This is a genomic window from Actinomadura macra NBRC 14102, assembly GCF_001552215.1.
GTDB classification, from domain to species: Bacteria; Actinomycetota; Actinomycetes; order Streptosporangiales; family Streptosporangiaceae; genus Spirillospora; species Spirillospora macra.
Window position 1 is genome coordinate 240,816 of sequence record NZ_BCQT01000005.1, and the last position, 24,989, is coordinate 265,804.

Annotated in this window: 32 protein-coding genes; 1 reads left to right on the forward strand and 31 read right to left on the reverse strand. The window is 67.6% G+C overall.

Annotated features, from left to right (window positions below; genetic code table 11):
* Positions 1-16: 16 nt before the first annotated feature.
* The 29 genes from AMA02S_RS09040 to AMA02S_RS09180 all read right to left on the reverse strand — a co-directional run bounded on the left by AMA02S_RS09040 (position 17) and on the right by AMA02S_RS09180 (position 19,619).
* Positions 17-667 carry an adenylate kinase gene (locus AMA02S_RS09040; RefSeq protein WP_067454622.1) on the reverse strand — a complete coding sequence of 217 codons (651 nt, stop codon included), beginning with the start codon at positions 665-667 and terminating at the stop codon, positions 17-19.
* The gene (gene secY, locus AMA02S_RS09045) at positions 667-1,962 is read right to left on the reverse strand and encodes a preprotein translocase subunit SecY (protein WP_084264930.1); all 1,296 of its coding nucleotides are present in this window, start codon (positions 1,960-1,962) and stop codon (positions 667-669) included. Before secY ends, AMA02S_RS09040 begins: the two co-directional genes overlap by 1 nt.
* Positions 1,963-2,176: 214 nt before the next feature.
* A complete protein-coding gene (rplO, locus tag AMA02S_RS09050; RefSeq protein ID WP_067454625.1) occupies positions 2,177-2,671 on the reverse strand; it encodes a 50S ribosomal protein L15 in 495 nt (164 codons plus the stop codon).
* 1 nt (position 2,672) lies between these two features.
* Positions 2,673-2,855, reverse strand: a complete 183-nt coding sequence (gene rpmD, locus AMA02S_RS09055) for a 50S ribosomal protein L30 (RefSeq protein WP_021596720.1) — start codon at positions 2,853-2,855, stop codon at positions 2,673-2,675.
* Positions 2,852-3,475 carry a 30S ribosomal protein S5 gene (gene rpsE / locus AMA02S_RS09060; protein WP_067454628.1) on the reverse strand — a complete coding sequence of 208 codons (624 nt, stop codon included), beginning with the start codon at positions 3,473-3,475 and terminating at the stop codon, positions 2,852-2,854. Before rpsE ends, rpmD begins: the two co-directional genes overlap by 4 nt.
* A 49-nt stretch (positions 3,476-3,524) precedes the next feature.
* Entirely contained in the window at positions 3,525-3,911 is a 387-nt protein-coding gene (gene rplR / locus AMA02S_RS09065; RefSeq protein ID WP_067454822.1) for a 50S ribosomal protein L18, read from the reverse strand.
* 2 nt (positions 3,912-3,913) lie between these two features.
* Entirely contained in the window at positions 3,914-4,450 is a 537-nt protein-coding gene (gene rplF, locus AMA02S_RS09070; protein WP_067454631.1) for a 50S ribosomal protein L6, read from the reverse strand.
* Between the two features lie 16 nt (positions 4,451-4,466).
* Positions 4,467-4,865, reverse strand: coding sequence for a 30S ribosomal protein S8 (gene rpsH / locus AMA02S_RS09075; RefSeq protein WP_067454634.1), 399 nt, complete (start codon positions 4,863-4,865; stop codon positions 4,467-4,469).
* A gap of 136 nt (positions 4,866-5,001) precedes the next feature.
* Entirely contained in the window at positions 5,002-5,187 is a 186-nt protein-coding gene (locus AMA02S_RS09080; protein ID WP_067454638.1) for a type Z 30S ribosomal protein S14, read from the reverse strand.
* Positions 5,188-5,241: 54 nt separating this feature from the next.
* The gene (gene rplE / locus AMA02S_RS09085; RefSeq protein ID WP_067454641.1) at positions 5,242-5,817 is read right to left on the reverse strand and encodes a 50S ribosomal protein L5; all 576 of its coding nucleotides are present in this window, start codon (positions 5,815-5,817) and stop codon (positions 5,242-5,244) included.
* Between the two features lie 5 nt (positions 5,818-5,822).
* The gene (rplX, locus tag AMA02S_RS09090; protein ID WP_067454644.1) at positions 5,823-6,131 is read right to left on the reverse strand and encodes a 50S ribosomal protein L24; all 309 of its coding nucleotides are present in this window, start codon (positions 6,129-6,131) and stop codon (positions 5,823-5,825) included.
* Positions 6,131-6,499, reverse strand: a complete 369-nt coding sequence (gene rplN / locus AMA02S_RS09095) for a 50S ribosomal protein L14 (RefSeq protein ID WP_021596728.1) — start codon at positions 6,497-6,499, stop codon at positions 6,131-6,133. The genes rplX and rplN overlap by 1 nt, the downstream gene beginning before the upstream one ends.
* Before the next feature lie 70 nt (positions 6,500-6,569).
* Entirely contained in the window at positions 6,570-6,839 is a 270-nt protein-coding gene (gene rpsQ / locus AMA02S_RS09100) for a 30S ribosomal protein S17 (RefSeq protein ID WP_067454647.1), read from the reverse strand.
* Complete coding sequence (gene rpmC / locus AMA02S_RS09105; RefSeq protein ID WP_067454650.1) at positions 6,836-7,090, reverse strand: 50S ribosomal protein L29; 255 nt, start codon at positions 7,088-7,090, stop codon at positions 6,836-6,838. Before rpmC ends, rpsQ begins: the two co-directional genes overlap by 4 nt.
* Positions 7,090-7,509: a 50S ribosomal protein L16 gene (gene rplP, locus AMA02S_RS09110; protein ID WP_067454653.1), complete on the reverse strand. Its 420-nt coding sequence runs from the start codon at positions 7,507-7,509 to the stop codon at positions 7,090-7,092. Before rplP ends, rpmC begins: the two co-directional genes overlap by 1 nt.
* A 7-nt stretch (positions 7,510-7,516) precedes the next feature.
* Positions 7,517-8,377, reverse strand: coding sequence for a 30S ribosomal protein S3 (gene rpsC, locus AMA02S_RS09115; RefSeq protein WP_067454656.1), 861 nt, complete (start codon positions 8,375-8,377; stop codon positions 7,517-7,519).
* Positions 8,377-8,769, reverse strand: a complete 393-nt coding sequence (rplV, locus tag AMA02S_RS09120; RefSeq protein WP_067454659.1) for a 50S ribosomal protein L22 — start codon at positions 8,767-8,769, stop codon at positions 8,377-8,379. The genes rpsC and rplV overlap by 1 nt, the downstream gene beginning before the upstream one ends.
* 40 nt (positions 8,770-8,809) lie before the next feature.
* Positions 8,810-9,091: a 30S ribosomal protein S19 gene (rpsS, locus tag AMA02S_RS09125; protein WP_067454662.1), complete on the reverse strand. Its 282-nt coding sequence runs from the start codon at positions 9,089-9,091 to the stop codon at positions 8,810-8,812.
* A 12-nt stretch (positions 9,092-9,103) separates the two neighbouring features.
* On the reverse strand, positions 9,104-9,937 hold the full coding sequence (gene rplB / locus AMA02S_RS09130) for a 50S ribosomal protein L2 (RefSeq protein WP_067454665.1): 834 nt from the start codon (positions 9,935-9,937) through the stop codon (positions 9,104-9,106).
* A gap of 44 nt (positions 9,938-9,981) precedes the next feature.
* Positions 9,982-10,281 (reverse strand): 50S ribosomal protein L23, encoded by a 300-nt coding sequence (gene rplW / locus AMA02S_RS09135; protein WP_067454668.1) that lies wholly within the window; start codon positions 10,279-10,281, stop codon positions 9,982-9,984.
* 11 nt (positions 10,282-10,292) lie between these two features.
* Positions 10,293-10,895 (reverse strand): 50S ribosomal protein L4, encoded by a 603-nt coding sequence (gene rplD / locus AMA02S_RS09140; RefSeq protein WP_067454671.1) that lies wholly within the window; start codon positions 10,893-10,895, stop codon positions 10,293-10,295.
* Entirely contained in the window at positions 10,892-11,542 is a 651-nt protein-coding gene (gene rplC, locus AMA02S_RS09145; RefSeq protein ID WP_067454674.1) for a 50S ribosomal protein L3, read from the reverse strand. Before rplC ends, rplD begins: the two co-directional genes overlap by 4 nt.
* 15 nt (positions 11,543-11,557) lie before the next feature.
* Positions 11,558-11,866 (reverse strand): 30S ribosomal protein S10, encoded by a 309-nt coding sequence (gene rpsJ / locus AMA02S_RS09150; protein ID WP_018657599.1) that lies wholly within the window; start codon positions 11,864-11,866, stop codon positions 11,558-11,560.
* A gap of 106 nt (positions 11,867-11,972) precedes the next feature.
* Positions 11,973-13,166 carry an elongation factor Tu gene (tuf, locus tag AMA02S_RS09155; RefSeq protein ID WP_067454676.1) on the reverse strand — a complete coding sequence of 398 codons (1,194 nt, stop codon included), beginning with the start codon at positions 13,164-13,166 and terminating at the stop codon, positions 11,973-11,975.
* An 84-nt stretch (positions 13,167-13,250) separates the two neighbouring features.
* Entirely contained in the window at positions 13,251-15,362 is a 2,112-nt protein-coding gene (fusA, locus tag AMA02S_RS09160) for an elongation factor G (protein WP_067454679.1), read from the reverse strand.
* Between the two features lie 39 nt (positions 15,363-15,401).
* Positions 15,402-15,872 carry a 30S ribosomal protein S7 gene (gene rpsG / locus AMA02S_RS09165; protein ID WP_021597494.1) on the reverse strand — a complete coding sequence of 157 codons (471 nt, stop codon included), beginning with the start codon at positions 15,870-15,872 and terminating at the stop codon, positions 15,402-15,404.
* Positions 15,872-16,246 carry a 30S ribosomal protein S12 gene (rpsL, locus tag AMA02S_RS09170; protein WP_030176166.1) on the reverse strand — a complete coding sequence of 125 codons (375 nt, stop codon included), beginning with the start codon at positions 16,244-16,246 and terminating at the stop codon, positions 15,872-15,874. Before rpsL ends, rpsG begins: the two co-directional genes overlap by 1 nt.
* Positions 16,247-16,909: 663 nt before the next feature.
* Positions 16,910-18,394, reverse strand: coding sequence for a hypothetical protein (locus AMA02S_RS09175; RefSeq protein WP_067454682.1), 1,485 nt, complete (start codon positions 18,392-18,394; stop codon positions 16,910-16,912).
* A 244-nt stretch (positions 18,395-18,638) separates the two neighbouring features.
* A complete protein-coding gene (locus AMA02S_RS09180; RefSeq protein ID WP_067454685.1) occupies positions 18,639-19,619 on the reverse strand; it encodes an aldo/keto reductase in 981 nt (326 codons plus the stop codon).
* A gap of 114 nt (positions 19,620-19,733) precedes the next feature.
* On the opposite strand from AMA02S_RS09180, the gene AMA02S_RS09185 reads away from it, so the two are divergent.
* Positions 19,734-20,216, forward strand: a complete 483-nt coding sequence (locus AMA02S_RS09185; RefSeq protein ID WP_067454688.1) for an Lrp/AsnC family transcriptional regulator — start codon at positions 19,734-19,736, stop codon at positions 20,214-20,216.
* Between the two features lie 2 nt (positions 20,217-20,218).
* Here AMA02S_RS09185 and AMA02S_RS09190 read toward each other — a convergent pair whose 3' ends face one another.
* Positions 20,219-20,461, reverse strand: coding sequence for a hypothetical protein (locus AMA02S_RS09190; protein WP_067454691.1), 243 nt, complete (start codon positions 20,459-20,461; stop codon positions 20,219-20,221).
* Positions 20,462-20,930: 469 nt separating this feature from the next.
* The gene (locus AMA02S_RS09195) at positions 20,931-24,803 is read right to left on the reverse strand and encodes a DNA-directed RNA polymerase subunit beta' (RefSeq protein WP_067454695.1); all 3,873 of its coding nucleotides are present in this window, start codon (positions 24,801-24,803) and stop codon (positions 20,931-20,933) included.
* Positions 24,804-24,989 lie beyond the last annotated feature (186 nt).

A 24,989-nucleotide genomic window follows, 5' to 3' on the forward strand; every position in this document is an offset into this window, starting at 1 on the left:
TCTCCAGCGGGCCCACTCACTTCTCGAACGGACGGAGCGCGGTGAGGGCTCGCTTGGTGACCTCTTCGACCGGGCCCGTCGCGTCGATGCCGACGAGGATGTCCTCGTCGGCGTAGAACTGCACCAGCGGGGACGTGTCGTGCCGGTACACCTCCAGCCGGTGCATGACGACCTCTTCCTTGTCGTCGTCCCGCTGGAACAGGTGCCCGCCGCAGTCGTCGCAGATGTCGTCCTGCTTGTCGTCGAAGTCGACGTGCCAGATGCGCCCGCACTTGTCGCAGGTGCGCCGGCCCGACAGCCGCCGGACGACCTCGTCCTCGTCGACCACCAGCTCCAGGACGATGTCGAGGCGGGTGTCCCACTCGGCGAGGATCTTCTTGAGGGTCTCGGCCTGCGGAACGTTGCGCGGGAAGCCGTCCAGCAGGAACCCGTCGCGTGCGTCGTCCTCGCCTAGCCGGTCGCGCACCATCGCGATGGTGACCTCGTCCGGGACGAGGTCACCGCGGTCCATGAACTGCCTGGCCTGACGGCCGAGTTCGGTGCCGCCGCTCACGTTGGCGCGGAAGATGTCACCTGTCGAGATCTTCGGGATGGACAGATGAGATGCGATGAACTGGGCCTGCGTCCCCTTGCCCGCACCCGGGGGGCCCACCAGCACGATACGCACTACCGGAGGAAGCCCTCGTAGTTGCGCTGCTGTAGCTGACTCTCGATCTGCTTCACGGTATCCAGTCCGACGCCGACGACGATGAGGATGCTCGTGCCGCCGAACGGGAAGTCCTGGCTCGCCTTCAGGAGTGAGAAGGCCACCATGGGGATCAGTGCCACGAGCCCCAGGTAGAGCGCACCGGGTGTGGTGATCCGGGTCAGCACGTAGTCGAGGTACTCGGCGGTCGGCCGGCCCGGACGGATACCTGGGATGAATCCACCATACTTCTTCATGTTGTCGGCTACTTCAGTGGGGTTGAACGTGATCGCCACGTAGAAGTAGGTGAAGAAGATGATGAAGACGAAGAACACCGCCATGTGCCAGGCGTTGCTGGGCTGCAGGTAGGGCTGGATCTTCTGCAACCACTTGGTGTTCGGCCACAGCTGCGTGGCGAGCACGGGCAGGTACAGCAGCGATGAGGCGAAGATCACCGGGATGATGCCGGCCTGGTTGACCTTCAACGGGATGTAGGTGGACGTGCCGCCGTACATACGGCGCCCCACCATCCGCTTTGCGTACTGGACGGGAATGCGGCGCTGGGCCTGCTCAACGAACACGACACCGGCCATGATCGCCAGGCCGACGAGGACGACGATCGCGAAAACGAAGCCGTTCTTGGTCTGGTAGATGCTCCAGAACTGCGCGGGGAACACGGCGACCACCTGCGTGAAGATCAGGATGGACATCCCGTTGCCGACGCCGCGGTCGGTGACCAGCTCACCCAGCCACATGATGACCGAGGTGCCCGCCACCATGCAGACCACCATGGTGATGATCGGGAAGACGCCCGTGTCGTACAGGACGTCTCCGCCACCGGACACGCCCTGGAACAGCTGCCCGGTGCTCGCCATGGCCACGATGCCGGTCGCCTGGAGGATCGCAAGCCCGATCGTCAGGTACCGGGTGTACTGGGTGATCTTCGTGGTGCCGGCCTGGCCCTCCTTCTTGAGGGCCTCCAGCCGGGGGATCACCACGGTCAGCAGCTGCAAGATGATGCTCGCCGTGATGTACGGCATGATCCCCAGCGCAAACACCGACAACTTCAGCAACGCACCGCCACTGAACAGGTCAACAAGGCCATAGAGCTGGTTCTGGTCCTTGGCCGCATCCGCGGTGTCCTTGAGCACCTTCACGTTCACGTTGGGTGTCGGCAGGATCGATCCGATCCGGAACACCACGATCATGAACAACGTGAACAACAGCTTTTTACGCAGGTCAGGCGTACGGAAAGCCCGAGCGAACGCGGTCAGCACCATTCCTCCTGCGCGGGTGACGAGTTCATGGCCGCCGAGGGGCCGGTTACAGGTCCATGAGGTCGGGCGGAAACGACCGTGTGAAATCTCACTCCGGGCGTGTCTGCCGGTGTGACTCTAACAGCAGATGACACCGGGGCCGTCCCACCGAGCGCGCGGACCTTGCGGCCCCTGGCGCTTGGTGAACACGGCCCCGGCATCGACGGTGTTCTTTCTACAGCTCGTCGGTGGTTCCACCGGCGGCGGCGATCTTCTCCTTGGCGGCGGAGGAAAAGGCGTGAACCTTCACCTGAACCGCGACGGAGATCTCACCGGTACCGAGGATCTTGACCGGACGGCCGCGGCGCACCGCGCCCCTGGCCGCCAGATCGTCCGCGGTGACCTCGCCGCCCTCTGGGTAGAGCGCGGCCAGCTTGTCCAGGTTCACGACCTGGAACTCGACCCGGTTCGGGTTCTTGAAGCCCTTGAGCTTCGGAACCCGGCGGATCAACGGCATCTGGCCGCCCTCGAAACCGACGGGGACGGTGCTGCGGGCCTTGGTGCCCTTAGTGCCGCGACCTGCGGTCTTACCCTTGGACGCCTCGCCGCGGCCCTTGCGGACCTTGGCCTTCTTGGCGCCGGGGGCCGGACGCAGATCGTGCAGCTTGAGGGGGTTGCCCTCGGTGGCCCCTCCGCCGGCCGCGGTCTCCTTCTCGAGATCGGCCGCCATGTCAGTCCACCTCCTCGACGGTGACCAGGTGCGCCACCGTCCGGATCATGCCGAGCACCTCGGGGCGGTCCTCCCGGACGACGCTCTGCCCGATCTTCTTCAGGCCGAGGGTACGCAGCGTGTCACGCTGGTTCTGCTTCTCACTGATCACGGACTTGGTCTGCGTGATCTTCAAGTTGCTCATGAGGACGTGGCCTCCGCCCTCGGCTCGCTGCCCGCGGCACGGGCCCGCAGCATGGCGGCGGGGGCGACGTCCTCGATCGGCAGACCGCGCTTGGCGGCGATCTCCTCCGGGCGCTTGAGCGCCTTGAGGCCCGCGATCGTCGCGTGCACGATGTTGATCGCGTTGTCGCTGCCCAGCGACTTGCTCAGCACGTCGTGGATGCCCGCGCACTCCAGCACCGCGCGCACCGGACCACCGGCGATGACGCCGGTACCGGGGCTGGCCGGACGCAGCAGGACCTCGCCCGCCGCGTCCCGCTCCTGCACCAGGTGCGGGATGGTGCCCTGGATCCGCGGCACCTTGAAGAAGTGCTTCTTGGCCTCTTCGACACCCTTGGCGATGGCCGCGGGCACCTCCTTGGCCTTGCCGTAGCCGACGCCGACGGTGCCGTTGCCGTCACCGACGATCACCAGGGCGGTGAAGCTGAAGCGGCGACCGCCCTTGACGACCTTGGCGACGCGGTTGATCGCCACGACCTTCTCGATGTACGACTGGCCCTTGTCGGCGCCACCGCGGCGGTCATCGCGGCGGCCGTCGCGACGGTCGCCACCCTGACCGCCACCACGCCTCTGCGCTGCCATCAGTGGTTCCTTCCGGTAAAGGTGCTGGGTGGGGGCTGGAGGACGATCATCACAGCTCCAGGCCCCCCTCGCGCGCACCGTCCGCCACAGCGGCGATGCGGCCGTGGTACTTGTTGCCGCCGCGGTCGAACACGACCGCGGACACGCCGGCGTCCTGGGCCCGCCGGGCGACGAGCTCGCCGACCTTGCGGGACTTGGCCGTCTTGTCGCCGGACTCGGCGCGCAGGTCCGCCTCCATCGTCGACGCGGAGGCCAGCGTGTGGCCCTTGTCGTCGTCGATGACCTGGACGAACACGTGCCTGCTGGAGCGGGTCACGACCAGGCGAGGACGCGCGGCGCTGCCCACGACCTTCTTGCGGACCCGCAGGTGCCGACGCTTGCGCGACAGCGCGCGGCGGCTCGTGGCCTTGCCGGCCAGGGTCTTGGTGCCTGCCATGATCACTTACCAGCCTTTCCGACCTTGCGGCGGATCTGCTCACCCTCGTACCGCACGCCCTTGCCCTTGTACGGGTCGGGCTTGCGCAGCTTGCGGATGTTCGCGGCGACCTCGCCGACCTTCTGCTTGTCGATGCCCTCGACGATCAGCTGGGTCGGCCGCTCCACCGTGAAGGTGATGCCATCGGGGGGCTCGACGGTGATCGGGTGGCTGTAGCCCAGCGAGAACTCCAGGTTCTTGCCCTTGGCCGCTACACGGTAACCGACGCCCTGGATCACGAGGGTCTTCTTGTAGCCCTCGGTCACACCGACGACCATGTTGTTGATCAGGGACCGGGTGAGCCCGTGCAGGGCGCGCACCGTGTTGATGTCGCTCGGCCGGGACACGGTCACCTGACCGTCCTCCAGCTGAACCTCGATGGGCTCGGCGACGGTGTGCGACAGCGTGCCCTTCGGCCCCTTGACGGTGACCTCCTGGCCGTCGAGCTTCACCTCGACGCCACCGGGCACGGCGATGGGGAGACGTCCGATTCGAGACATTGTTAGAGCCCTCCCCTCACCAGACGTAGGCGAGGACTTCCCCGCCCACGCCACGCTTGCCCGCCTGCCGGTCGGTCATCAGACCGGAGGACGTCGAGATGATCGCGACGCCCAGTCCGCCGAGGACCTTGGGCAGGTTGTCCTTCTTCGCGTACACGCGCAGACCCGGCTTCGAGACGCGCTTGATGCCGGCGATCGAACGCTCGCGGGTCGGGCCGAACTTGAGCTCGATGTTGAGCTTCTTTCCGACCTCGGCGTCCTCCACGCTCCAGCCCGAGATGTAGCCCTCCTGCTGGAGGATCTCGGCGATGTGCGCCTTGATCTTCGAGTACGGCATCGCCACCTGGTCGTGGTACGCCGAATTCGCGTTCCGCAGACGCGTCAACATGTCTGCGATCGGGTCGGTCATCGTCATGGCCTGCTGGCCCTCCCTCGCCACGGTTTCCTCGGGCTGATGTGGTCCCGTGGACCTTTGGCGCGGTCGTGGACACCCTTGCGGGATGCCCGGTGGTTATTACATGCCGGCGCGCCGCCCCCGGAGGGGCGGGCGGCTACCAGCTGGACTTCGTGATGCCGGGCAGTTCGCCGCGGTGGGCCATCTCCCGGAAGCACACACGGCACAGGCCGAACTTCCGGTAGACGGAGCGCGGACGTCCGCAGCGCGAGCACCGAGTGTACGCGCGGACACCGAACTTGGGCTTGCGCCCTGCCTTGGCGATCAGCGACTTCTTCGCCATGCTCAGTTCTCCTTGATGCGATCCCCGGCCGGTGACCCGGCCGCCACAGGACGCTTAGTTGTCCTTGAAGGGGAAGCCCAGGAGCTTGAGCAGCGCCCGGCCCTCGTCGTCGGTCTTCGCGGACGTCACGATCGTGATGTCCATGCCCCGCTGCCGGTCGACCTTGTCCGGGTCGACCTCGTGGAACATGACCTGCTCGGTCAGCCCGAAGGTGTAGTTGCCGTTGCCGTCGAACTGCTTCGGCGACAGGCCGCGGAAGTCGCGGATACGGGGCAGGGCGGTGGCCAGCAGCCGGTCCAGGAACTCCCACATCCGGTCGCCGCGCAGCGTGGTGTGCGCACCGATCGGCATACCCTCGCGCAGCTTGAACTGCGCGATGGACTTGCGGGCCCGGTTCACGGCCGGCTTCTGGCCGGTGATCGCCGACAGGTCGCGGATGGCGCCCTCGATCACCTTGGCGTCCTTGGCCGCCTCGCCGACCCCCATGTTGACCACGATCTTGGTCAGCCCGGGGATCTGCATGACGTTGGCGTAGCCGAACTGCTCGCGCATCGCCGCCGCGATCTCCTCGCGGTAGCGGAGCTTGAGCCTCGGCTGCGGGACGGGGCGCTCGGTAACGGTCTCGGTCATCGGTCTCAGATCTCCTTACCGCTGCGGCGCGAGATCCGGACCTTCGTGCCGTCGTCGTTGATCCGGTAACCGGCGCGGACCGGCTTGCCGTCCTCGACGAGCGCGACGTTGCTCACGTGCAGCGGGGCCTCGACCGTCACGCGCCCGCTCTCCTTGCCCGCGCGCTGCTGGTCGGCCTTGATGTTCTTGGTGATGAGGTTGACGCCCTCGACGACGACGCGCTCCGCGCGCAGGTCGACGCGCAGGACCTTGCCCGTCGCACCCTTGTCCTTGCCGGCGATGACGATGACCTCGTCGCCCTTACGGATCTTCATCACAGCACCTCCGGCGCGAGCGAGATGATGCGCATGAACTTCTTCTCGCGCAGTTCACGGCCCACCGGGCCGAAGATACGGGTGCCACGGGGGTCGCCGCCGTCCTTGATCAGGACGGCCGCGTTCTCGTCGAAGCGGATGTAGGAGCCGTCCGGGCGCCGGCGCTCCTTGCGGGTGCGCACGACGACCGCCTTGACGACGTCACCCTTCTTCACGCCCGCGCCGGGAAGGGCGTCCTTCACCGTCGCGACGATGATGTCGCCGACTCCCGCGTAGCGCCGACCCGAGCCGCCGAGAACACGAATGCAAAGGATCTCCTTCGCCCCCGTGTTGTCGGCGACCTTGAGTCGCGACTCCTGCTGGATCACGTCAACTCCTGTTCGTCACACCGGTTCTGCCCGGGACCTCGTCCGGCGGGCAGCCTGGTGGAACCAGTAATTACTTGGCCTTCTCAAGGATCTCCACCACGCGCCACCGCTTGGTGGCCGACAGCGGGCGGGTCTCCATGAGACGGACGCGGTCGCCGATGCCACACTCGTTGGCCTCGTCGTGCGCCTTGTAGTTCTTCGTGCGGCGGATCACCTTGTGGTACTTGGCGTGCTTCACGCGGTCCTCGACGGACACGACCACGGTCTTGTCCATCTTGTCGCTGACCACGAGACCCTCAAGGATCTTGCGGCTGCTCCGCTGCTGCGTCTGCTCGGTCATTCGTCGTCCTCCACGGCGTCTACTGTCGCGTCTGTGGCGACCGTGACGATGCCGAGCTCCCGCTCCCGCATCACGGTGTAGATGCGGGCGATCTCGCGCTTCACGGTGCGCAGACGTCCGTGGCTCTCAAGCTGACCGGTCGCGGCCTGGAAGCGGAGGTTGAACAGCTCCTCCTTGGCCTCCTTGAGCTTGGTGACCAGGACGTCCTCGGGCTCGGTCCGCAGGTCGTCGGCGGCAAGACCCTTGGCCATCAGGACTCACCCACCTCTCGCTTAACGATCTTGCACTTCATGGGGAGCTTGTGGATCGCGCGCGTGAGCGCCTCGCGGGCCACCTGCTCGTTGGGGTAGGAGATCTCGAACATCACGCGCCCCGGCTTGACGTTCGCCACCCACCACTCGACCGAACCCTTACCGGAACCCATGCGGGTCTCGGCGGGCTTCTTGGTCAGCGGACGGTCCGGGAAGATGTTGATCCACACCTTGCCGCCGCGCTTGATGTGACGGGTCATCGCGATACGCGCGGCCTCGATCTGCCGGTTGGTCACGTACGCGGGCTCGACCGCCTGAATGCCGTACTCGCCGAACGTCACCTTGGTGCCGCCCTTGGCCATGCCCCGGCGCTTCGGGTGATGCTGCTTGCGGTGCTTGACCTTGCGAGGGATCAGCATGGGTTACTCAGCTCCCCTCACCCTGCGGAGCAGCTTCGGCCGTCTGCGCCGGCTGCTCGGAACTCTGCTGCTGCTTGGGCGCGCTCTCGCGGTTGCCGCCGCGCTCGCCGCCGCCACCGGCTCCGCCGCGTCCGCCACGGCCGCCACGGCCACCGCCACGACGGTCGCCGCCGCGGCGCTCACGGCCGCCGCCGCCACCGGCGGCGCGCTGCTGCGCGGCCTGCTGCTCGCGCTCGGCGCGGGTCTGGGCGGCCTCGCCCTTGTAGATCCACACCTTGACGCCGATACGGCCGAACGTCGTCCGGGCCTCGTAGAACCCGTAGTCGATGTCGGCGCGCAGCGTGTGCAGCGGGACCTGGCCCTCGCGGTAGAACTCCGAGCGGGACATCTCCGCGCCGCCCAGCCGTCCGCCGCACTGCACCTTGATGCCCTTGGCGCCCGACTTCATCGCCGACTGGATCGCCTTGCGCATGGCACGCCGGAACGCGACGCGGCTCGACAGCTGCTCGGCCACGCCCTGCGCGACGAGCTGCGCGTCGATCTCGGGGTTCTTGACCTCAAGGATGTTCAGCCGCACCTGCTTGCCGGTCAGCTTCTCCAGGTCACCGCGCAGCCGCTCGGCCTCCGCGCCGCGCCGGCCGATGACGATGCCCGGCCGGGCGGTGTGGATGTTGACCTCGACACGGTCACGGGTCCGCTCGATCTCCACCTTGGAGATGCCCGCCCGGTCCATGCCCTTCTGCAGCATGCGCCGGATCTGGACGTCTTCCTTGACGTAGTCCTTGTAGAGCTTGTCGGCGAACCACACGGACTTGTGGTCGGTGGTGATGCCGAGCCGGAACCCGTGCGGGTTGATCTTCTGACCCACTACCGGGCCCTCCTCGTCTTCTTACCGCCGGGCGCGGCCCCGCTACCAGCGGAGGCCTCGTCCCGCGACTCCACGACCACGGTGATGTGGCTCGTGCGCTTGTTGATGCGGTAAGCCCGGCCCTGGGCGCGGGGACGGAAACGCTTGAGCGTCGGCCCCTCGTCCACCCACGCACGGCTCACGACGAGCGTGTCCGAGTCGAGCTTGAAATTGTGCTCGGCGTTGGCGATGGCACTCGCCAGCACCTTGCCCACCGGCTCACTCGCGGCCTGGGGGGCGAACCGCAGCACCGCCTGAGCCTCCGCGGCAGGCAGGCCGCGGATGAGGTCCACCACGCGGCGGGCCTTCCTGGGCGTGACGCGGATGAACCGCGCCTGGGCCCTGGCTTCCATCGCTGATCCCTCTCTCCTACGTGCTTCTAGCTCTGCCTGCTCAGCCGCGACGGCTGCGGCGGTCTTCCTTGACATGGCTGCGGAACGTCCGCGTCGGCGCGAACTCGCCGAGCTTGTGCCCCACCATGGCGTCGGTGATGAACACCGGGACGTGCTTGCGGCCGTCGTGCACGGCGATCGTGTGACCGATCATGTCCGGCACGATCATGGAGCGCCGCGACCACGTCTTGATGACGTTCTTGGTGCCCTTCTCGTTCTGCACGTCCACCTTCTTGATCAGGTGGTCGTCCACGAACGGGCCCTTCTTAAGGCTACGTGGCATGACGAGCGACTCCTACCGCTTCTTCTTGCTGCGACGACGGACGATCAGCCGGTCGCTCGACTTGTTCGCCTGGCGAGTGCGGCCTTCCTTCTTACCGTTCGGGTTCACCGGGTGCCGACCACCGGAGGTCTTGCCCTCACCACCACCGTGCGGGTGGTCGATCGGGTTCATGGCCACGCCGCGGACGGTCGGGCGCTTGCCCTTCCACCGCATGCGGCCGGCCTTGCCCCAGTTGATGTTCGACTGCTCGGCGTTGCCGACCTCGCCGACCGTCGCGCGGCACCGCACGTCCACCATCCGCATCTCGCCCGAGGGCATGCGCAGCGTGGCGTACTTGCCCTCCTTGGCCAGCAGCTGGACGCCGGCGCCCGCACTGCGGGCGATCTTGGCGCCACCGCCGGGCCGCAGCTCGATGGCGTGGATGACGGTACCCGTCGGGATGTTGCGCAGCGGCAGGCAGTTGCCCGGCTTGATGTCCGCGCCCGGCCCGTTCTCGACCCGGTCGCCCTGCCGCAGCCCACGCGGGGCGAGAATGTAGCGCTTCTCGCCGTCCACATAGTGCAGCAGCGCGATCCGCGCAGTGCGGTTCGGGTCGTACTCGATGTGCGCGACCTTCGCCGGGACGCCGTCCTTGTCGTGCCGACGGAAGTCGATCACGCGGTAGGCGCGCTTGTGGCCACCGCCCTGGTGCCGGGTGGTGATGCGGCCGTGGTTGTTGCGGCCGCCCTTCTTGGGGAGCGGACGCAGCAGCGACTTCTCCGGCTCACGGCGCGTGACCTCGACGAAGTCGGCCACGCTGGAGCCGCGACGACCCGGAGTCGTCGGCTTGTAGTTACGGATGCCCATCTTTTTCGTTCATCCCTTTGTCTATCTCCGGGACGGCCGGCTGGTTAGGCCGGGCCGCCGAAGATGTCGATCCGCTCGCCCTCGGCGAGGCTGACGATGGCGCGCTTGGTGTCCTTACGCTTGCCGTAGCCGAACCGGGTGCGCTTGCGCTTGCCCTGCCGGTTGAGCGTGTTCACGCTGGTCACCTTGACGCCGAACACGGCCTCGACGGCCTGCTTGATCTGCGTCTTGTTGGCGTCCGGGCGAACCACGAACGTGTACTTGTTCTCGTCCAGCAGCCCGTAGCTCTTCTCCGAGACGACCGGCGCGATGATGACGTCGCGGGGGTCGGCGATCTTGTTCATGGCGACCCTCCTTACTTCTTCGCCGCGCGCGAGATGAACTCTTCGTACGCCTTCTGCGTGAAGACGACGTCGTCGTTCACCAGCACGTCGTAGGTGTTGAGCTGGTCAGAGACGATCACGTGCACGCTCGGCTCGTTGCGCAGGCTCTTCCAGGTCAGGTCGTCCTCGCGGTCCAGGACCAGCAGGACGCGCTTGGCCTCGGTGACCGTGCGCAGCGCCGTCAGCGCCGTCTTCGTCTTCGGGGTGTCACCCTCGATGAGGTGGTCGACCACGTGCACCCGGCCGAACCGGGCGCGGTCCGACAGGGCACCGCGCAGCGCGGCGGCCTTCATCTTCTTGGGCGTCTTCATCGCGTAGTCCCGCGGCTGCGGGCCGTGCACGGCGCCACCACCGGCGAACTGGGGCGCACGGGTCGAACCCTGACGGGCGCGGCCGGTGCCCTTCTGCCGGTACGGCTTCTTGCCGCCGCCGCGGACGTCGCCGCGGGTCTTGGTCGAGTGCGTGCCCTGGCGCGCCGCGGCCAGCTGCCCCACCACGACCTGGTGGATCAGCGGCACGCTGGTCTTCGCGTCGAAGACCTCGGCGGGCAGGTCGATGTCGAGCTTCGAAGTCACTTGCCCGTCCCCTTCACTGCGTCGCGCACCAGCACCACGCCGCCGTTGGGACCGGGAACCGCGCCCTTGATGAGGAGCAGGTTCTTCTCCGCGTCGATGGCGTGGACGGTCAGGTTCTGCACGGTGGTACGGGCGTTGCCGTGCCGTCCCGCCATGCGGAGGCCCTTGAAGACACGACCGGGGGTCGCGCATCCGCCGATCGAGCCCGGGGAACGGTGCTTGCGCTGGGTGCCGTGAGAGGCGCCGAGGCCCTTGAAGCCGTGGCGCTTCATGACACCCGCGGTGCCCTTGCCCTTGCTCGTGCCGGTGACGTCGATCCTCTGGCCGGCCTCGAAGACGCTGGCGGTGATCTCCTGGCCGAGTTCGAACTCGGTGGTGTCATCGGTGCGCAGCTCGACGAGGTAGCGGCGCGGCGTGACGCCGGCCTTCTCGAAGTGACCCGTGCGCGGCTTGTTCACCTTGCGCGGGTCGATCTGCCCGTAGCCGATCTGGACGGCGGTGTAGCCGTCCTTCTCCTGGCTGCGGAGCTGCGTGACGACACACGGCCCGGCCTGGACGACGGTCACCGGTACGATCCGGCCCTCATCGTCGAAGACCTGGGTCATGCCGAGCTTCTCGCCCAGGACGCCCTTCCTCTGCGTACTCATCTCTCGGTGCGTCCCTTAGAGCTTGATCTCGATGTCAACGCCGGCCGGAAGGTCGAGCCGCATCAGCGAGTCGACCGTCTTGGGCGTCGGGTCGATGATGTCGATCAACCGCTTGTGCGTGCGCATCTCGAAGTGCTCGCGGCTGTCCTTGTACTTGTGCGGCGAGCGGATGACGCAGTACACGTTCTTCTCGGTCGGCAGCGGCACCGGGCCCGCGACCTTGGCGCCCGTCCGCGTCACCGTCTCTACGATCTTCTTCGCGGAGGTATCGATGACCTCGTGGTCGTAGGCCTTGAGCCGGATGCGGATCTTCTGTCCCGCCATGGTGGCCTCGGTGTCCTTTGCTGTAGTGCCGCTGATACTTCACTGATCGCGATACGGCGGCCGGGTGCGCTGTCGAAAGCGACCAGGCCGCCGCCTCACGAGGGTGTTACTTGATGACCTTGGTGACGCGACCCGAGCCGACGGTCCGGCCACCCTCGCGGATGGCGAACTTCAGGCCCTCCTCCATGGCGACGGGCTGGATCAGCTCGACGCGCATCTCGGTGTTGTCGCTCGGCATGACCATCTCGGTGCCCTCAGGGAGGTTCACCACGCCGGTGACGTCCGTGGTCCGGAAGTAGAACTGCGGACGGTAGTTGTTGAAGAACGGCGTGTGGCGGCCGCCCTCGTCCTTGGACAGGATGTAGACCTGCGCCTCGAACTCGGTGTGCGGGGTCGTGGTGCCCGGCTTGATGACACACTGGCCGCGCTCGACGTCCTCGCGCTTGATGCCACGCAGGAGCAGGCCGACGTTGTCGCCCGCCTGGCCCTGGTCGAGCAGCTTGCGGAACATCTCGACACCGGTGACGGTGGTCGAGGTGGTCTCGTTCTTGATGCCGATGATGTCGACGGTCTCGTTGACATTGACGACACCGCGCTCGATACGGCCGGTCACGACCGTGCCGCGGCCGGTGATCGAGAAGACGTCCTCGATCGGCATCAGGAACGGCTTGTCGATGTCACGCACCGGCTCGGGCACGTTCTGGTCGACGGCGTCCATCAGCTCGGCGACGGACGCGCCCCACTTCTCGTCGCCCTGGAGGGCCTGGAAGGCGGAGACGCGCACGACCGGGACGTCGTCGCCCGGGAACTCGTACTCCGACAGCAGCTCGCGAACCTCGAGCTCGACGAGCTCCAGGATCTCCTCGTCGTCGACCATGTCGCACTTGTTCAGCGCGACGACGATGTAGGGCACGCCGACCTGGCGGGCGAGGAGCACGTGCTCCTTGGTCTGCGGCATCGGGCCGTCGGTGGCGGCGACCACCAGGATGGCGCCGTCCATCTGCGCCGCACCGGTGATCATGTTCTTGATGTAGTCCGCGTGACCGGGGCAGTCCACGTGCGCGTAGTGCCGGGCCTCGGTCTGGTACTCGACGTGCGCGATCGAGATCGTGATGCCGCGCTCGCGCTCCTCCGGCGCCTTGTCGATGTCCTCGAACGGCGTGAAGGGGTTGAGGTCCGGGTACTTGTCGTGGAGCACCTTGGTGATCGCCGCGGTAAGCGTGGTCTTACCGTGGTCGATGTGTCCAATGGTGCCGATGTTCACGTGCGGCTTCGTCCGCTCGAACTTGGCCTTCGCCACTGGTTGCTCCTTGTCGCGATCCTCGGCCGTCTAGACGACCGCTTCGATGTACGTCTGGTGTGATCTGTGGGCAGGCCCGGTGCTCTACTCGCCCCGCGCCTTCGCGATGATCTCCTGCGCGACGTTCCCCGGAACCTCTGCGTAGGAGTCGAACTGCATGGTGAAGACGGCCCGGCCCTGGGTCTTGCTGCGCAGATCACCCACGTAGCCGAACATCTCGGACAAAGGCACGAGCGCCTTGATGACGCGCATGCCGTGCCGCTCGTCCATGGACTGGACCTGGCCGCGGCGGCTGTTGAGGTCGCCGATCACATCGCCCATGTTGTCCTCGGGCGTGGTGACCTCCACGGCCATCATCGGCTCCAGCAGCGTGGGGGTCGCCTTGCGGGCGGCCTCCTTGAACGCCATGGAACCGGCGACCTTGAACGCCATTTCCGAGGAGTCGACCTCGTGGTAGGCGCCGTCCCTCAAGGTGACCTTGACGCCCACCATCGGGTAGCCGGCGAGGACGCCGAACTCGGCGGCCTCCTGGCAGCCGGCGTCCACCGACGGGATGTACTCCCGCGGGATGCGGCCACCGGTGACCTTGTTCTCGAACTCGTAACCGTCGGACCCGCCACCGAGCGGCTCCAGGTCGATGATCACGCGGCCGAACTGGCCCGAGCCACCCGTCTGCTTCTTGTGGGTGTACTCGATCTTCTCGACCTTGCGGCTGATCGTCTCGCGGTAGGCGACCTGCGGCCGCCCCACGTTCGCGTCGACCTTGAACTCGCGCTTCATCCGGTCGACGAGGATCTCCAGGTGGAGCTCGCCCATGCCGGAGATGACCGTCTGACCGGTCTCCTCGTCCGAGCGGACCTGGAAGGACGGGTCCTCCTCGGCCAGCCGCTGGATCGCGGTGCCCAGCTTCTGCTGGTCGGCCTTGGTCTTCGGCTCGATCGCCACGTGGATGACCGGCGCCGGGAAGTTCATCGACTCAAGGACGATGGGGTCCTTCTCGTCGCACAGCGTCTCACCGGTGGTGGTCTGCTTGAGGCCCATCACCGCGACGATGTCGCCGGCGCCCGCGCGCTCTATCTCGGTGCGCTTGTTGGCGTGCATCCGGTAGATCTTGCCGATCCGCTCCTTGCGCTCCTTGACGGAGTTCATGACGGTCGAGCCCGACTCCAGGACGCCCGAGTAGACGCGGACGAAGGTGAGCTTGCCGAGGTGCGGGTCGCTCATGATCTTGAAGGCGAGGGCCGAGAACGGCTCCTCCTCGCTCGGCTTGCGCGCGAGCACCTTCTCCTCGTCGCGGACGGCGTGGCCCTCGATGGCGTCCACGTCCAGCGGCGACGGCAGGTACCGGACGATCGCGTCCAGCAGCGGCTGCACGCCCTTGTTCTTGAAGGCCGTACCGCACGTCACCGGGGTCAGCTTCGCGGCGACGGTCGCGCGGCGGATGCCCGCGTACAGCTGCTCCACGGTGGGCTCGTCGCCCTCCAGGTACAGCTCCATGATCTCGTCGTCGTTCTCGGCGAGGGTCTCGACCAGCTTGTCGTGCCACTCGCGCGCCGACTCGACGTGGGTGTCGGGGATGTCGACCGTGTCATACATCTCACCGAGCTTGGCCTCTTCGTTCCAGAGCAGGGCCTTCATCGTCACCAGGTCGATGACGCCCTTGAAGTCGGCCTCGGCGCCGATCGGCAGCTGCAGCACGAGCGGAGTCGCGTTGAGACGATTCTCGATCATGTCGACGCAGCGGTGGAACTCGGCGCCGACCCGGTCGAGCTTGTTGACGAAGCACATGCGGGGCACGCCGTAACGGTCGGCCTGGCGCCACACCGTCTCGGACTGCGGCTCGACACCGGCGACACCGTCGAACACCGCGACGGCGCCGTCGAGCACCCGCAGGTTGCGCTCCACCTCAACGGTGAAGTCGACGTGCCCCGGGGTGTCGATGATGTTGATGGTGTGCTTGACCTCGTCCACGGGCCACTCGCAGGTGGTGGCAGCGGAGGTGATGGTGATTCCCCGCTCCTGCTCCTGCTCCATCCAGTCCATGGTGGCGGCGCCGTCGTGGACCTCGCCGATCTTGTAGCTGATGCCCGTGTAGTACAGGATCCGCTCGGTCGTCGTGGTCTTGCCCGCGTCGATATGGGCCATGATCCCGATGTTGCGGACCCTGGCAAGGTCTACACCGGTTTTGGTAGCCACTGTGTCCTCGCGTCGTCTCGTCGTTGCGGTTCCGCCGGCTTACCAGCGGTAGTGGGCGAAAGCCTTGTTGGACTCCGCCATCTTGTGCGTGTCCTCGCGCTTCTTGACAGAAGCACCGAGGCCGTTGCTCGCGTCGAGCAGCTCGTTCATGAGCCGCTCGGTCATGGTCTTCTCGCGGCGCTGCCGGGCGTACACCACCAGCCAACGCAGGGCGAGCGTGGTGCTGCGCGCGGGCCGCACCTCGACCGGGACCTGGTAGGTCGCGCCACCGACACGGCGGCTGCGGACCTCCAGGGTCGGCTTCACGTTGTCGAGCGCGCGCTTCAGCGTGACGACCGGGTCGTTGCCGGTCTTCTCGCGAGCACCCTCCAGAGCGTCGTACACGATGCTCTGCGCGATCGAACGCTTGCCGTCCAGGAGAATCTTGTTGATGAGCGCGGTGACCAGCGGCGAGTTGTACACCGGGTCAGCGATCAGCTGGCGCTTGCCAGCAGGGCCCTTGCGCGGCATCAGCTCTTCTCCTTCTTCGCGCCGTACTTGCTACGCGCCTGCTTGCGGTTGCGGACGCCCTGGGTGTCGAGCGACCCGCGGATGATCTTGTACCGCACACCGGGGAGGTCCTTCACACGTCCGCCTCGCACGAGCACGATCGAGTGCTCCTGCAGGTTGTGACCGACGCCGGGGATATAGGCCGTGACCTCGATCCCGCTGGTCAGCCGGACACGGGCGACCTTGCGAAGCGCAGAGTTCGGCTTCTTGGGCGTCGTCGTGTAGACGCGCGTGCAGACACCCCGGCGCTGGGGGCTCTCCTTCAGCGCGGGCGTCTTGTTCTTGGTCACCTTGTCCTGGCGGCCCTTGCGGACCAGCTGCTGGATCGTGGGCACCGCGTCTCCGTCTTCCTCGTACCGAGCCGGTAAGTCCTATTGCTGCAATCACCACCTCAGGCGAGGCTGTGACCTGCCGGTTTCCCGACCTCTCCGACCCCCGCGGTCGGGCGTGTCGCCCCCTCACGGAGCATCGCGCCGCGCAGAACCGACACAGACCGCCCGGCCCATATCAGGGCCAGATCAAGCCGGGGAGTAGTTGCGGCGCTGGGCCTGGCCTCACGGACCTCGCCGATGCGCACGCATAGCGGCCCGCACACAGCGGGCACAAGTGAAGAGGTTACCGACCCCCAAGCGAAAGTGCAAAGTTGACTGTAGTGACCTCGGCGTCAGGCGCTAGAGCGCCTTCCTTCAACGGCCACTACGGCGATCGCTGCATCGCTCCCGACTCGCCCAGGGGCTCGCTCCGCGATCAGGTGCTCGCTTCGCTCGCACCTGGCTTCGCACGCGATCGCAACGTTTGGGGTTGTTGACGACCGGGGGGTGGCTGGTGTCTGTGTGATCGGTCGCCTTGGCCTTTGGCGTCTCGAGCGCTCATCCTCGGCAGATGCCTTCTGCGCTCGTGGAAGACCGGGGCGGCGACTAAAGCATTGTGTCTCACATCCTCGCTGTTGGAGAAGATGTAGACGAGCTTTTACGCCGCCCCCGACTCTGCCGGACGTCCTAGAGGACGAACGCGACCACCAGCACGACGATGATCACCACGATGGCCACGGCGCCGGCGATGAGGAGCAGCATGTTCTTGCCGCCGCCCTTGCCTTCGTCGGCTCCGTATCCCGCCTGCTGCTGACCGTACTGTGCGGGCTGGCCGTACTGCTGTTGGCCGAATTGTCCCTGCTGTCCTTGCTGGCCCTGTTGGCCGTGCTGCCCGAATTGCTGCTGTTCGGGCTGCCCACCGAACTGCTGCTGTTCTTGCTGGCCGCCGTACTGCTGCTGGGCGCCCTGTTGTTCCTGCTGGGCGTACTGCTGCTGGCCGAAGTCCTGCTGCTGGGCGTAGGGCTGCTGCTGGCCATATTGCTGCTGCTCTGGTTGGCCGTACTGCTGCTGGCCGCCGTAGGGTTGCTGTTGCTGGCCGAACTGCTGCTGGGCGCCGCCCTGCTGGGGCTGGCTCCACTGCTGCTGGCCGATGTCCATCCGGGTGTGCTCGGCCATGCCCTGCGGCTCGGCCGGACGGCCCTGGGCGGACGGGTCGAACGTCTGGGTCGGCTTCGCGTCCTCGCTGGTCTCCGCGTGGCGGCCGAACGGCGGGGGCTCCTCCCCCGCCGGGGCGGAGGGCGATGCGCCGAAGCCGGAGTCGGGCGGTGGCACCATCATCGTGCGCTCGTGGTCGGCCTGGCCGCCGGGCTGGGGCGACCCGGGCGTCCACGGCTCCGGCGTGGCCGGCGGGGTCGGTGCCTGCCACGGCTCGGCCGGGGCCTCGTGCTTGCGCTCGGGGCCGGTCGCCACGGGGATGTCGGTGCCGGGCGACCAGTGCAGCGTCGCCTGGTCGTCGATCACGGGACGCGGCGCCTCGGGCGCGGGCGCGCCGGGGCCGGGCACGATGAGCGTACGGTCGCCGGCGCCGTCCTGCGGCGGCTCGGGCGGCGTCTGCTGCTCGGCCGGGGGCGTGAAACCGCCCGGCCCGGCGAAGGGCTGCTGCCCGTACGGCTCCTGGGGCGCGCCGTGCTTGGGCTGCTGCGGGTACTGCGGCTGTGGAGGCGGCCCGTAGGGATCCTCAGGCTGCTGGCCGTAGGCCGGCGGCTGGCTGTACTGCTGCTGCTCCGCAGGGGGGCCGTACTGTTGCTGCTCCTGCGGGGGCGGGAATCCGCCTGGCCCAGGAGGCGCGCCGTAGGGCGTCTGGGGCTGCTGCCCGTACTGCCCTGGGGCTCCGTACTGGGGCGGCGGCGGGGGCTGCTCGCCGAACTGCTGCATCGGCTGCTCGACCACCGTGGGCGGTGGCGGCGCGGGGCGCTCGTCCTCGCGGGGCTGCTGCGGGGCGGGCGGCTGCGCGCCCGCGGTGCCACCGAGCTGCGGTGCCCCGAACACCACGGTGCGGTCTCCGAGCGGACGGGCCGGAGGCTCGTTCTTCGGCTCTTCGGGGGGCTTCGGCTGCCCCTCGTCCTCCGGCAACGGCCACTGCGGTCCCTGCGTGCCGTCATTGTCGGTCATCGTCGGGCTCCTTCAGCGCCGTCGTCCCGGGGCTCCTCAGGCACCCGGCAGCTCGGAAACGCGCGGCGCATAACGCGGCCTCCAAGCCTTGTCACCGATGTCCCCCCGTGGCGGTCTTGCCGCCCGTGGGCGTTCTCGTCCCCAGCCTGCCCCGATAGCCGGTGGTATCGCAAATCACCACCCTGGTAGACGCCCGGCGCCCCCGGACTGTTCGGGTCCGGGGGCGCCGATCTGCGGCGACAAGTCAGGAATGCCCGTTAACCGGATGAGGCCGGTAGGGCGCCTCCAGCCGAGCGACCTCCTTCTCGTCCAGGCGGAGATCCGCGGCGGCTACCGCGTCCTCCATGTGCCCCAGCTTCGTCGCGCCGACGATGGGGGCGGTCACGGCAGGCTTGCCGAGCAGCCACGCGAGGGCGATCTGCGCCGCCGGGACTCCTCTTTCGGCCGCGACCTCACGGACGGCGTCCACCACGTCGAAGTCGGCCTCCTCGTAGAGGTCGTCGGCATAGGCGTCGCTGTTGGCGCGGACGGTGTTACGTTCGCCACCCCGCTCGCGGTTGCCCGCCAGGAGTCCCCTGGCGAGCGGGCTCCAGGGAATGCATCCCACACCCTGGTCGAGGCAGAGCGGGATCATCTCCCGCTCCTCCTCGCGGTAGACAAGATTGTAATGATTCTGCATCGTCACGAACTTCGTCCAGCCACGTGTCTCGGCCACGTGCTGCGCCTTGGCGAACTGCCATGCGTACATGCTGGACGCGCCGATGTATCGGGCCTTGCCGGACCTCACGACGTCGTGCAGGGCCTCCATCGTCTCCTCGATGGGCGTCTCGTAGTCCCACCTGTGGATCTGGTAGAGGTCCACGTAGTCGGTGCCGAGCCGCCGCAGCGACGCGTCGATCGAGGACGCCACGTGTTTGCGCGACAGGCCCGCGTCGTTCGCCGCGGGGCCCATGGGGAAGTACACCTTCGTCGCGAGGACGTAGTCGTCCCGGTGCTCGAACATCCGGGACAGCAGCCGACCGGTGATCTCCTCGCTGGCGCCCAGGGAGTACATGTCGGCGGTGTCGAAGAACGTGACCCCGGCCTCCACGGCCCGCCGGACGATCGGCTCCGCGGCGTCCTCGCCGAGGAACCACTGTCGCCGCCCGGGGTCGCCGTAACTCATCATCCCGAGGCAGATCCGCGAGACCTTCGTCCCGGTCGTCCCGAGCCGCACCTGTTCCATACCCTCTCCTCTCGCCGATCACCACGGTGCACCGTCACGACTGGGAACACCAAGTCGGTCGACCGCGGCGAAAAGGACATGGCCGTATTCTCGGCTGATCCGTAACTTGGTGGAATGGCGAACCGAAGGGGCCGACCGGGCCGCGCCTACGAACCCAAGCCGTTCGACGACGTCGACCTGCGCATCGTCGCGGAGCTCCAGCGGGACGGCCGGGTGAGCCTCGCCGAACTGGGCCGCCGCGTCGCGCTGTCGGCGCCCGCCGTCGCGGAGCGGGTCCAGCGCCTGGAGAGCGGCGGCGCCATCACCGGCTACCACGCCGCGGTGGACCCGGCGGCCCTCGGCTTCCCGTTCAGCGTCCTCGTCCGCGTGCGGCCGGTGCCGCGCGAGCTGAGCCGAATCCCGAAGATCGCGGACGAGATACCCCAGATCGTGGAATGCCATCGGATGACCGGTGACGACTGCTTCTACTTCATCGCCCATCTGCGGTCGGTCGAGGAGTTGGAGCCGATCCTGGACCGATTCACCCCGTACGCCCGGACGACGACCTCGGTCGTGCAGTCCTCGCCCGTCCCGCGCCGTCCACTGCCCCTCGGCTGAGGTCAGTCGAACGTCACGCACTCGACCTCGGCGCGGCGTTCGGTCATGCCCAGTTGGACCGCCGACGTCACGCACGCGCGCTGCTTGTCGTTGAGCTGGACCTTGCCGCACTCGGTCGTACTGGAGTAGGTGCGACAGTCCTGGCGTGCGCCCTGTTCCGGAGGCGACTGCGCCGCGGCGACGCTGCCCGCTCCCCCCATGGCGACGGCTGCGACGATCATCACTCCGGTCATGACCTTCTTCATATGCGTCCTCCCCCGAGGTGAAGATTATCCGGCGGCGCGGTCATCCCCGGGCACGAGGTGACAAAACGTGGCAAAAGGTCAAGAAAACCAGTGAACGCCCAGGTAAAGCCGAAAGTGGGGGGACGTCATCGACGATCGGCAGAGGTGCCACGCGGCGGGCGGTCGTGATGATGGAGGCCATGTCACCGGTAACCGAACGCCTCCGCCGGGCCGCCGCGTTGGCCGTGGGAGGGCTTGTGCTGTCCCTGACGGCCTCGCACGCCGCCGGGTCCCTGGCCCCTGCACGGAAAGCCCCCGACGGGGTTCCAGAAGCAGCTGGACGAGCCGAAGGATGCCGACATCATCGACGTCCCGGGTCGTGTCCTCCCCTTTGAAACCGGCCCCGTCGTCGTCCACAGCGTCCTGTGCCGCTGACCCCGAACGGCCGAAGGCCCCTTCCGCGGTTCGGAAGGGGCCTTCGTACTGCTGACTACCGGTTGTACTGGCCGAAGTCGTACTCCTCCAGGGGAACGGCTTCGCCGGACCCCTGGCCGAATGCGTACTCGGCGCCGTCGTCGTAGGAGCCGACGGAGTACACCGCCGCCTTCGCCTCCTCGGTGGGCTCGACCCGGACGTTGCGGTACTGCGGCATGCCGGTACCGGCCGGGATGAGCTTGCCGATGATGACGTTCTCCTTGAGGCCGAGCAGCGGGTCGCTCTTGGCGTGCATCGCGGCCTCGGTGAGGACCCGGGTCGTCTCCTGGAAGGACGCCGCCGACAGCCACGACTCGGTCGCGAGCGAGGCCTTGGTGATGCCCATCAGGACGGGACGGCCGGCGGCGGGGACTCCGCCCTCGGCCACGACGTTCCGGTTCGTCTCCTCGAAGATCGGACGCTCGACGAGGTCACCCGGGAGCAGGTCGGTGTCGCCCGACTCCAGGATGTTCACCCGCTTCAGCATCTGGCGGACGATGATCTCGATGTGCTTGTCGTGGATCGACACGCCCTGCGACCGGTAGACCTCCTGGACCTCGTGGACCAGGTGGAGCTGCACGGCGCGGGGGCCGAGGATGCGCAGCACCTCGTGCGGGTTGATGGCACCCGCGATGAGCTGCTGGCCCACGTCGACGTGCTCGCCCTCCTTGACCAGGAGGCGGGAGCGCATCGGCACCGGGTAGGCGATCTCGTCGGAGCCGTCGTCGGGGACGACGACGACCTTGCGCGCCTTCTCCGTCTCGTCGATCTTGACGCGACCGGCGACCTCGCTGATCGGGGCCACACCCTTCGGGATGCGGGCCTCGAACAGCTCCTGGACACGCGGCAGACCGTGCGTGATGTCACCACCGGCCACACCGCCGGTGTGGAAGGTGCGCATGGTCAGCTGCGTGCCGGGCTCACCGATGGACTGCGCGGCGATGATGCCGACGGCCTCGCCGACGTCCACCCGCTTGCCGGTGGCCAGGGAACGGCCGTAGCAGGCGGCGCAGACGCCGATCTTGGCCTCGCAGACCAGGGCGCTGCGGGTGCGGACGCGGTCCACACCGGCCTCGACCAGGCGCGTCACCACCGCGTCGGACAGGTCGGTGTCGGCCGGGAAGATGACCGTCCCGTCGACCTCGACGTCCTCGGCGATGGTCCGGCCGACCAGGCTGGTCTCCGTGGTGGCCAGCTTGACCAGCGAGCCGTCGGCGGCGCGCTCGGCGACCTCGAAGGGGATCGTGCGGTCGGTGCCGCAGTCCTCCTCGCGGACGATGACGTCCTGCGCGACGTCCACCAGGCGCCGGGTCAGGTAACCCGAGTCGGCGGTGCGCAGCGCGGTGTCGGCCAGGCCCTTGCGGGCGCCGTGCGTCGAGATGAAGTACTCGACGACCGACAGTCCCTCGCGGAACGACGACTTGATCGGACGCGGGATGGTCTCGCCCTTGGGGTTGGAGACCAGGCCGCGCATGCCGGCGATCTGCCGCAACTGGAGCGGGTTACCGCGGGCGCCCGACTGGATCATCATCCAGATCGGGTTGGCCTTCGGGAACGCCTGCTCCATGTCCTTGGCGACGTCCGCGGTCGCGTGGTTCCAGATCTCGATGAGCTCCTGCTTGCGCTCGTCATCGGTGATCAGACCGCGGTTGAACTCGCGCTGGACCTTGTCGGCGCGCTGCTCGTACCCGCCCAGGATCTCCTGCTTGTTGGGCGGGGTGATGACGTCGTCGATCGCGATCGTGACGCCGGACCTGGTCGCCCAGTGGAACCCGGTGCTCTTCAGCGCGTCCAGGGCGTTGGCGACGGCCACCTTCGGGTAGGTCTCCGCCAGCTCGTTGACGATCGCCGAGAGCTGCTTCTTGCCGATCTCGTCGTCCACGAACGGGAAGTCGTCGGGCAGCGTCTCGTTGAACATCGCGCGGCCGAGCGTGGTCTCCAGCCGGTACGGCTGGCCGGGCTCGTAACCCTCGGGCGCCATCCAGCCGCGCGGCGGCGGGACGTCCTTCAGCCGGATGTGGATCTTGGCCTGGAGGTCCAGCTCGCCCCGGTCGTAGGCCATGATCGCCTCGGCGATGCCGCCGAACGCCCGGCCCTCGCCCTCGGAGCCGTCCTTCTGCGTCGTCAGCCAGTACAGGCCGATGACCATGTCCTGGGTGGGCATGGTGACGGGCTTGCCGTCCGACGGCTTCAGGATGTTGTTGGTCGACAGCATCAGGATCCGCGCCTCGGCCTGCGCCTCGGCGGACAGCGGCAGGTGCACCGCCATCTGGTCGCCGTCGAAGTCCGCGTTGAACGCGGTGCAGACGAGCGGGTGGATCTGGATGGCCTTGCCCTCGACCAGCTGCGGCTCGAACGCCTGGATACCGAGCCGGTGCAGGGTCGGCGCGCGGTTGAGCAGCACCGGGTGCTCGGTGATGACCTCTTCCAGCACGTCCCACACGACCGGACGGGCGCGCTCCACCATCCGCTTGGCGGACTTGATGTTCTGCGCGTGGTTGAGGTCGACCAGCCGCTTCATGACGAACGGCTTGAACAGCTCCAGCGCCATCTGCTTGGGCAGGCCGCACTGGTGCAGCTTCAGCTGCGGGCCGACGACGATGACCGAACGGCCGGAGTAGTCGACGCGCTTGCCCAGCAGGTTCTGCCGGAACCGGCCCTGCTTGCCCTTGAGCATGTCCGACAGCGACTTCAGCGGACGGTTGCCCGGCCCGGTGACCGGGCGGCCGCGGCGGCCGTTGTCGAACAGCGCGTCGACGGCCTCCTGCAGCATCCGCTTCTCGTTGTTGACGATGATCTCGGGTGCGCCCAGGTCGAGCAGGCGCTTGAGCCGGTTGTTGCGGTTGATGACGCGGCGGTACAGGTCGTTCAGGTCGGACGTGGCGAACCGCCCGCCGTCCAGCTGCACCATCGGACGCAGGTCCGGCGGGATCACCGGGATGCAGTCCAGCACCATGCCGAGCGGGCTGTTGCGGGTGTTGAGGAACGCCGAGACGACCTTCAGCCGCTTGAGGGCGCGGGCCTTCTTCTGGCCCTTGCCGGTACGGATGATGTCGCGCAGCTTCTCGGCCTCGGCGTCGAGGTCGAAGTTCTGGAGCCGGGCCTGGATGGCCGCGGCGCCCATGCCGCCCTCGAAGTACTTGCCGAACCGGTCGCGCATCTCGCGGTAGAGCAGCTCGTCGCCCTCAAGGTCCTGGACCTTGAGGTTCTTGAAGCGGCTCCAGACCTCGTCGAGCCGGTCGATCTCGCGCTGCGCGCGGTCGCGCAGCTGCTTCATCTCCCGCTCGGCGCCGTCGCGCACCTTGCGCTTCTGGTCGGCCTTCGCGCCGGCCTCCTCCAGCTCCGCCAGGTCGCCCTCCAGCTTCTGCTGGCGGGCCTCGACCTGCGCGTCGCGGGCCTGCTCGATCTGCTGGCGCTCCACGGAGATGTGGGCCTCCAGCGTCGGCAGGTCGCGGTCGCGCCGCTCGGCGTCCACGCTGGTGATCATGTAGGCCGCGAAGTAGATGATCTTTTCGAGATCCTTCGGGGCCAGGTCCAGCAGGTAGCCGAGCCGGGACGGGACGCCCTTGAAGTACCAGATGTGCGTGACGGGTGCGGCCAGCTCGATGTGGCCCATCCGCTCACGGCGCACCTTGGCACGGGTCACCTCGACGCCGCAGCGCTCACAGATGATGCCCTTGAACCGGACGCGCTTGTACTTGCCGCAGTAGCACTCCCAGTCGCGGGTCGGACCGAAGATCTTCTCGCAGAAGAGCCCGTCCTTCTCCGGCTTGAGGGTGCGGTAGTTGATCGTCTCCGGCTTCTTGACCTCGCCGTGGGACCACTGGCGGATGTCGTCAGCGGTCGCCAGGCCGATGCGTAGCTCGTCGAAGAAGTTGACGTCAAGCAACTGTTTTCCCCTTGAGTTGATCAGACCTCTTCGACACTGCTCGGCTCACGCCGGGACAGGTCGATGCCGAGCTCCTCCGCGGCGCGGAAGACGTCCTCGTCGGTGTCGCGCATCTCGATGGACATGCCGTCGCTGGACAGCACCTCGACGTTGAGGCACAGCGACTGCATCTCCTTGATGAGCACC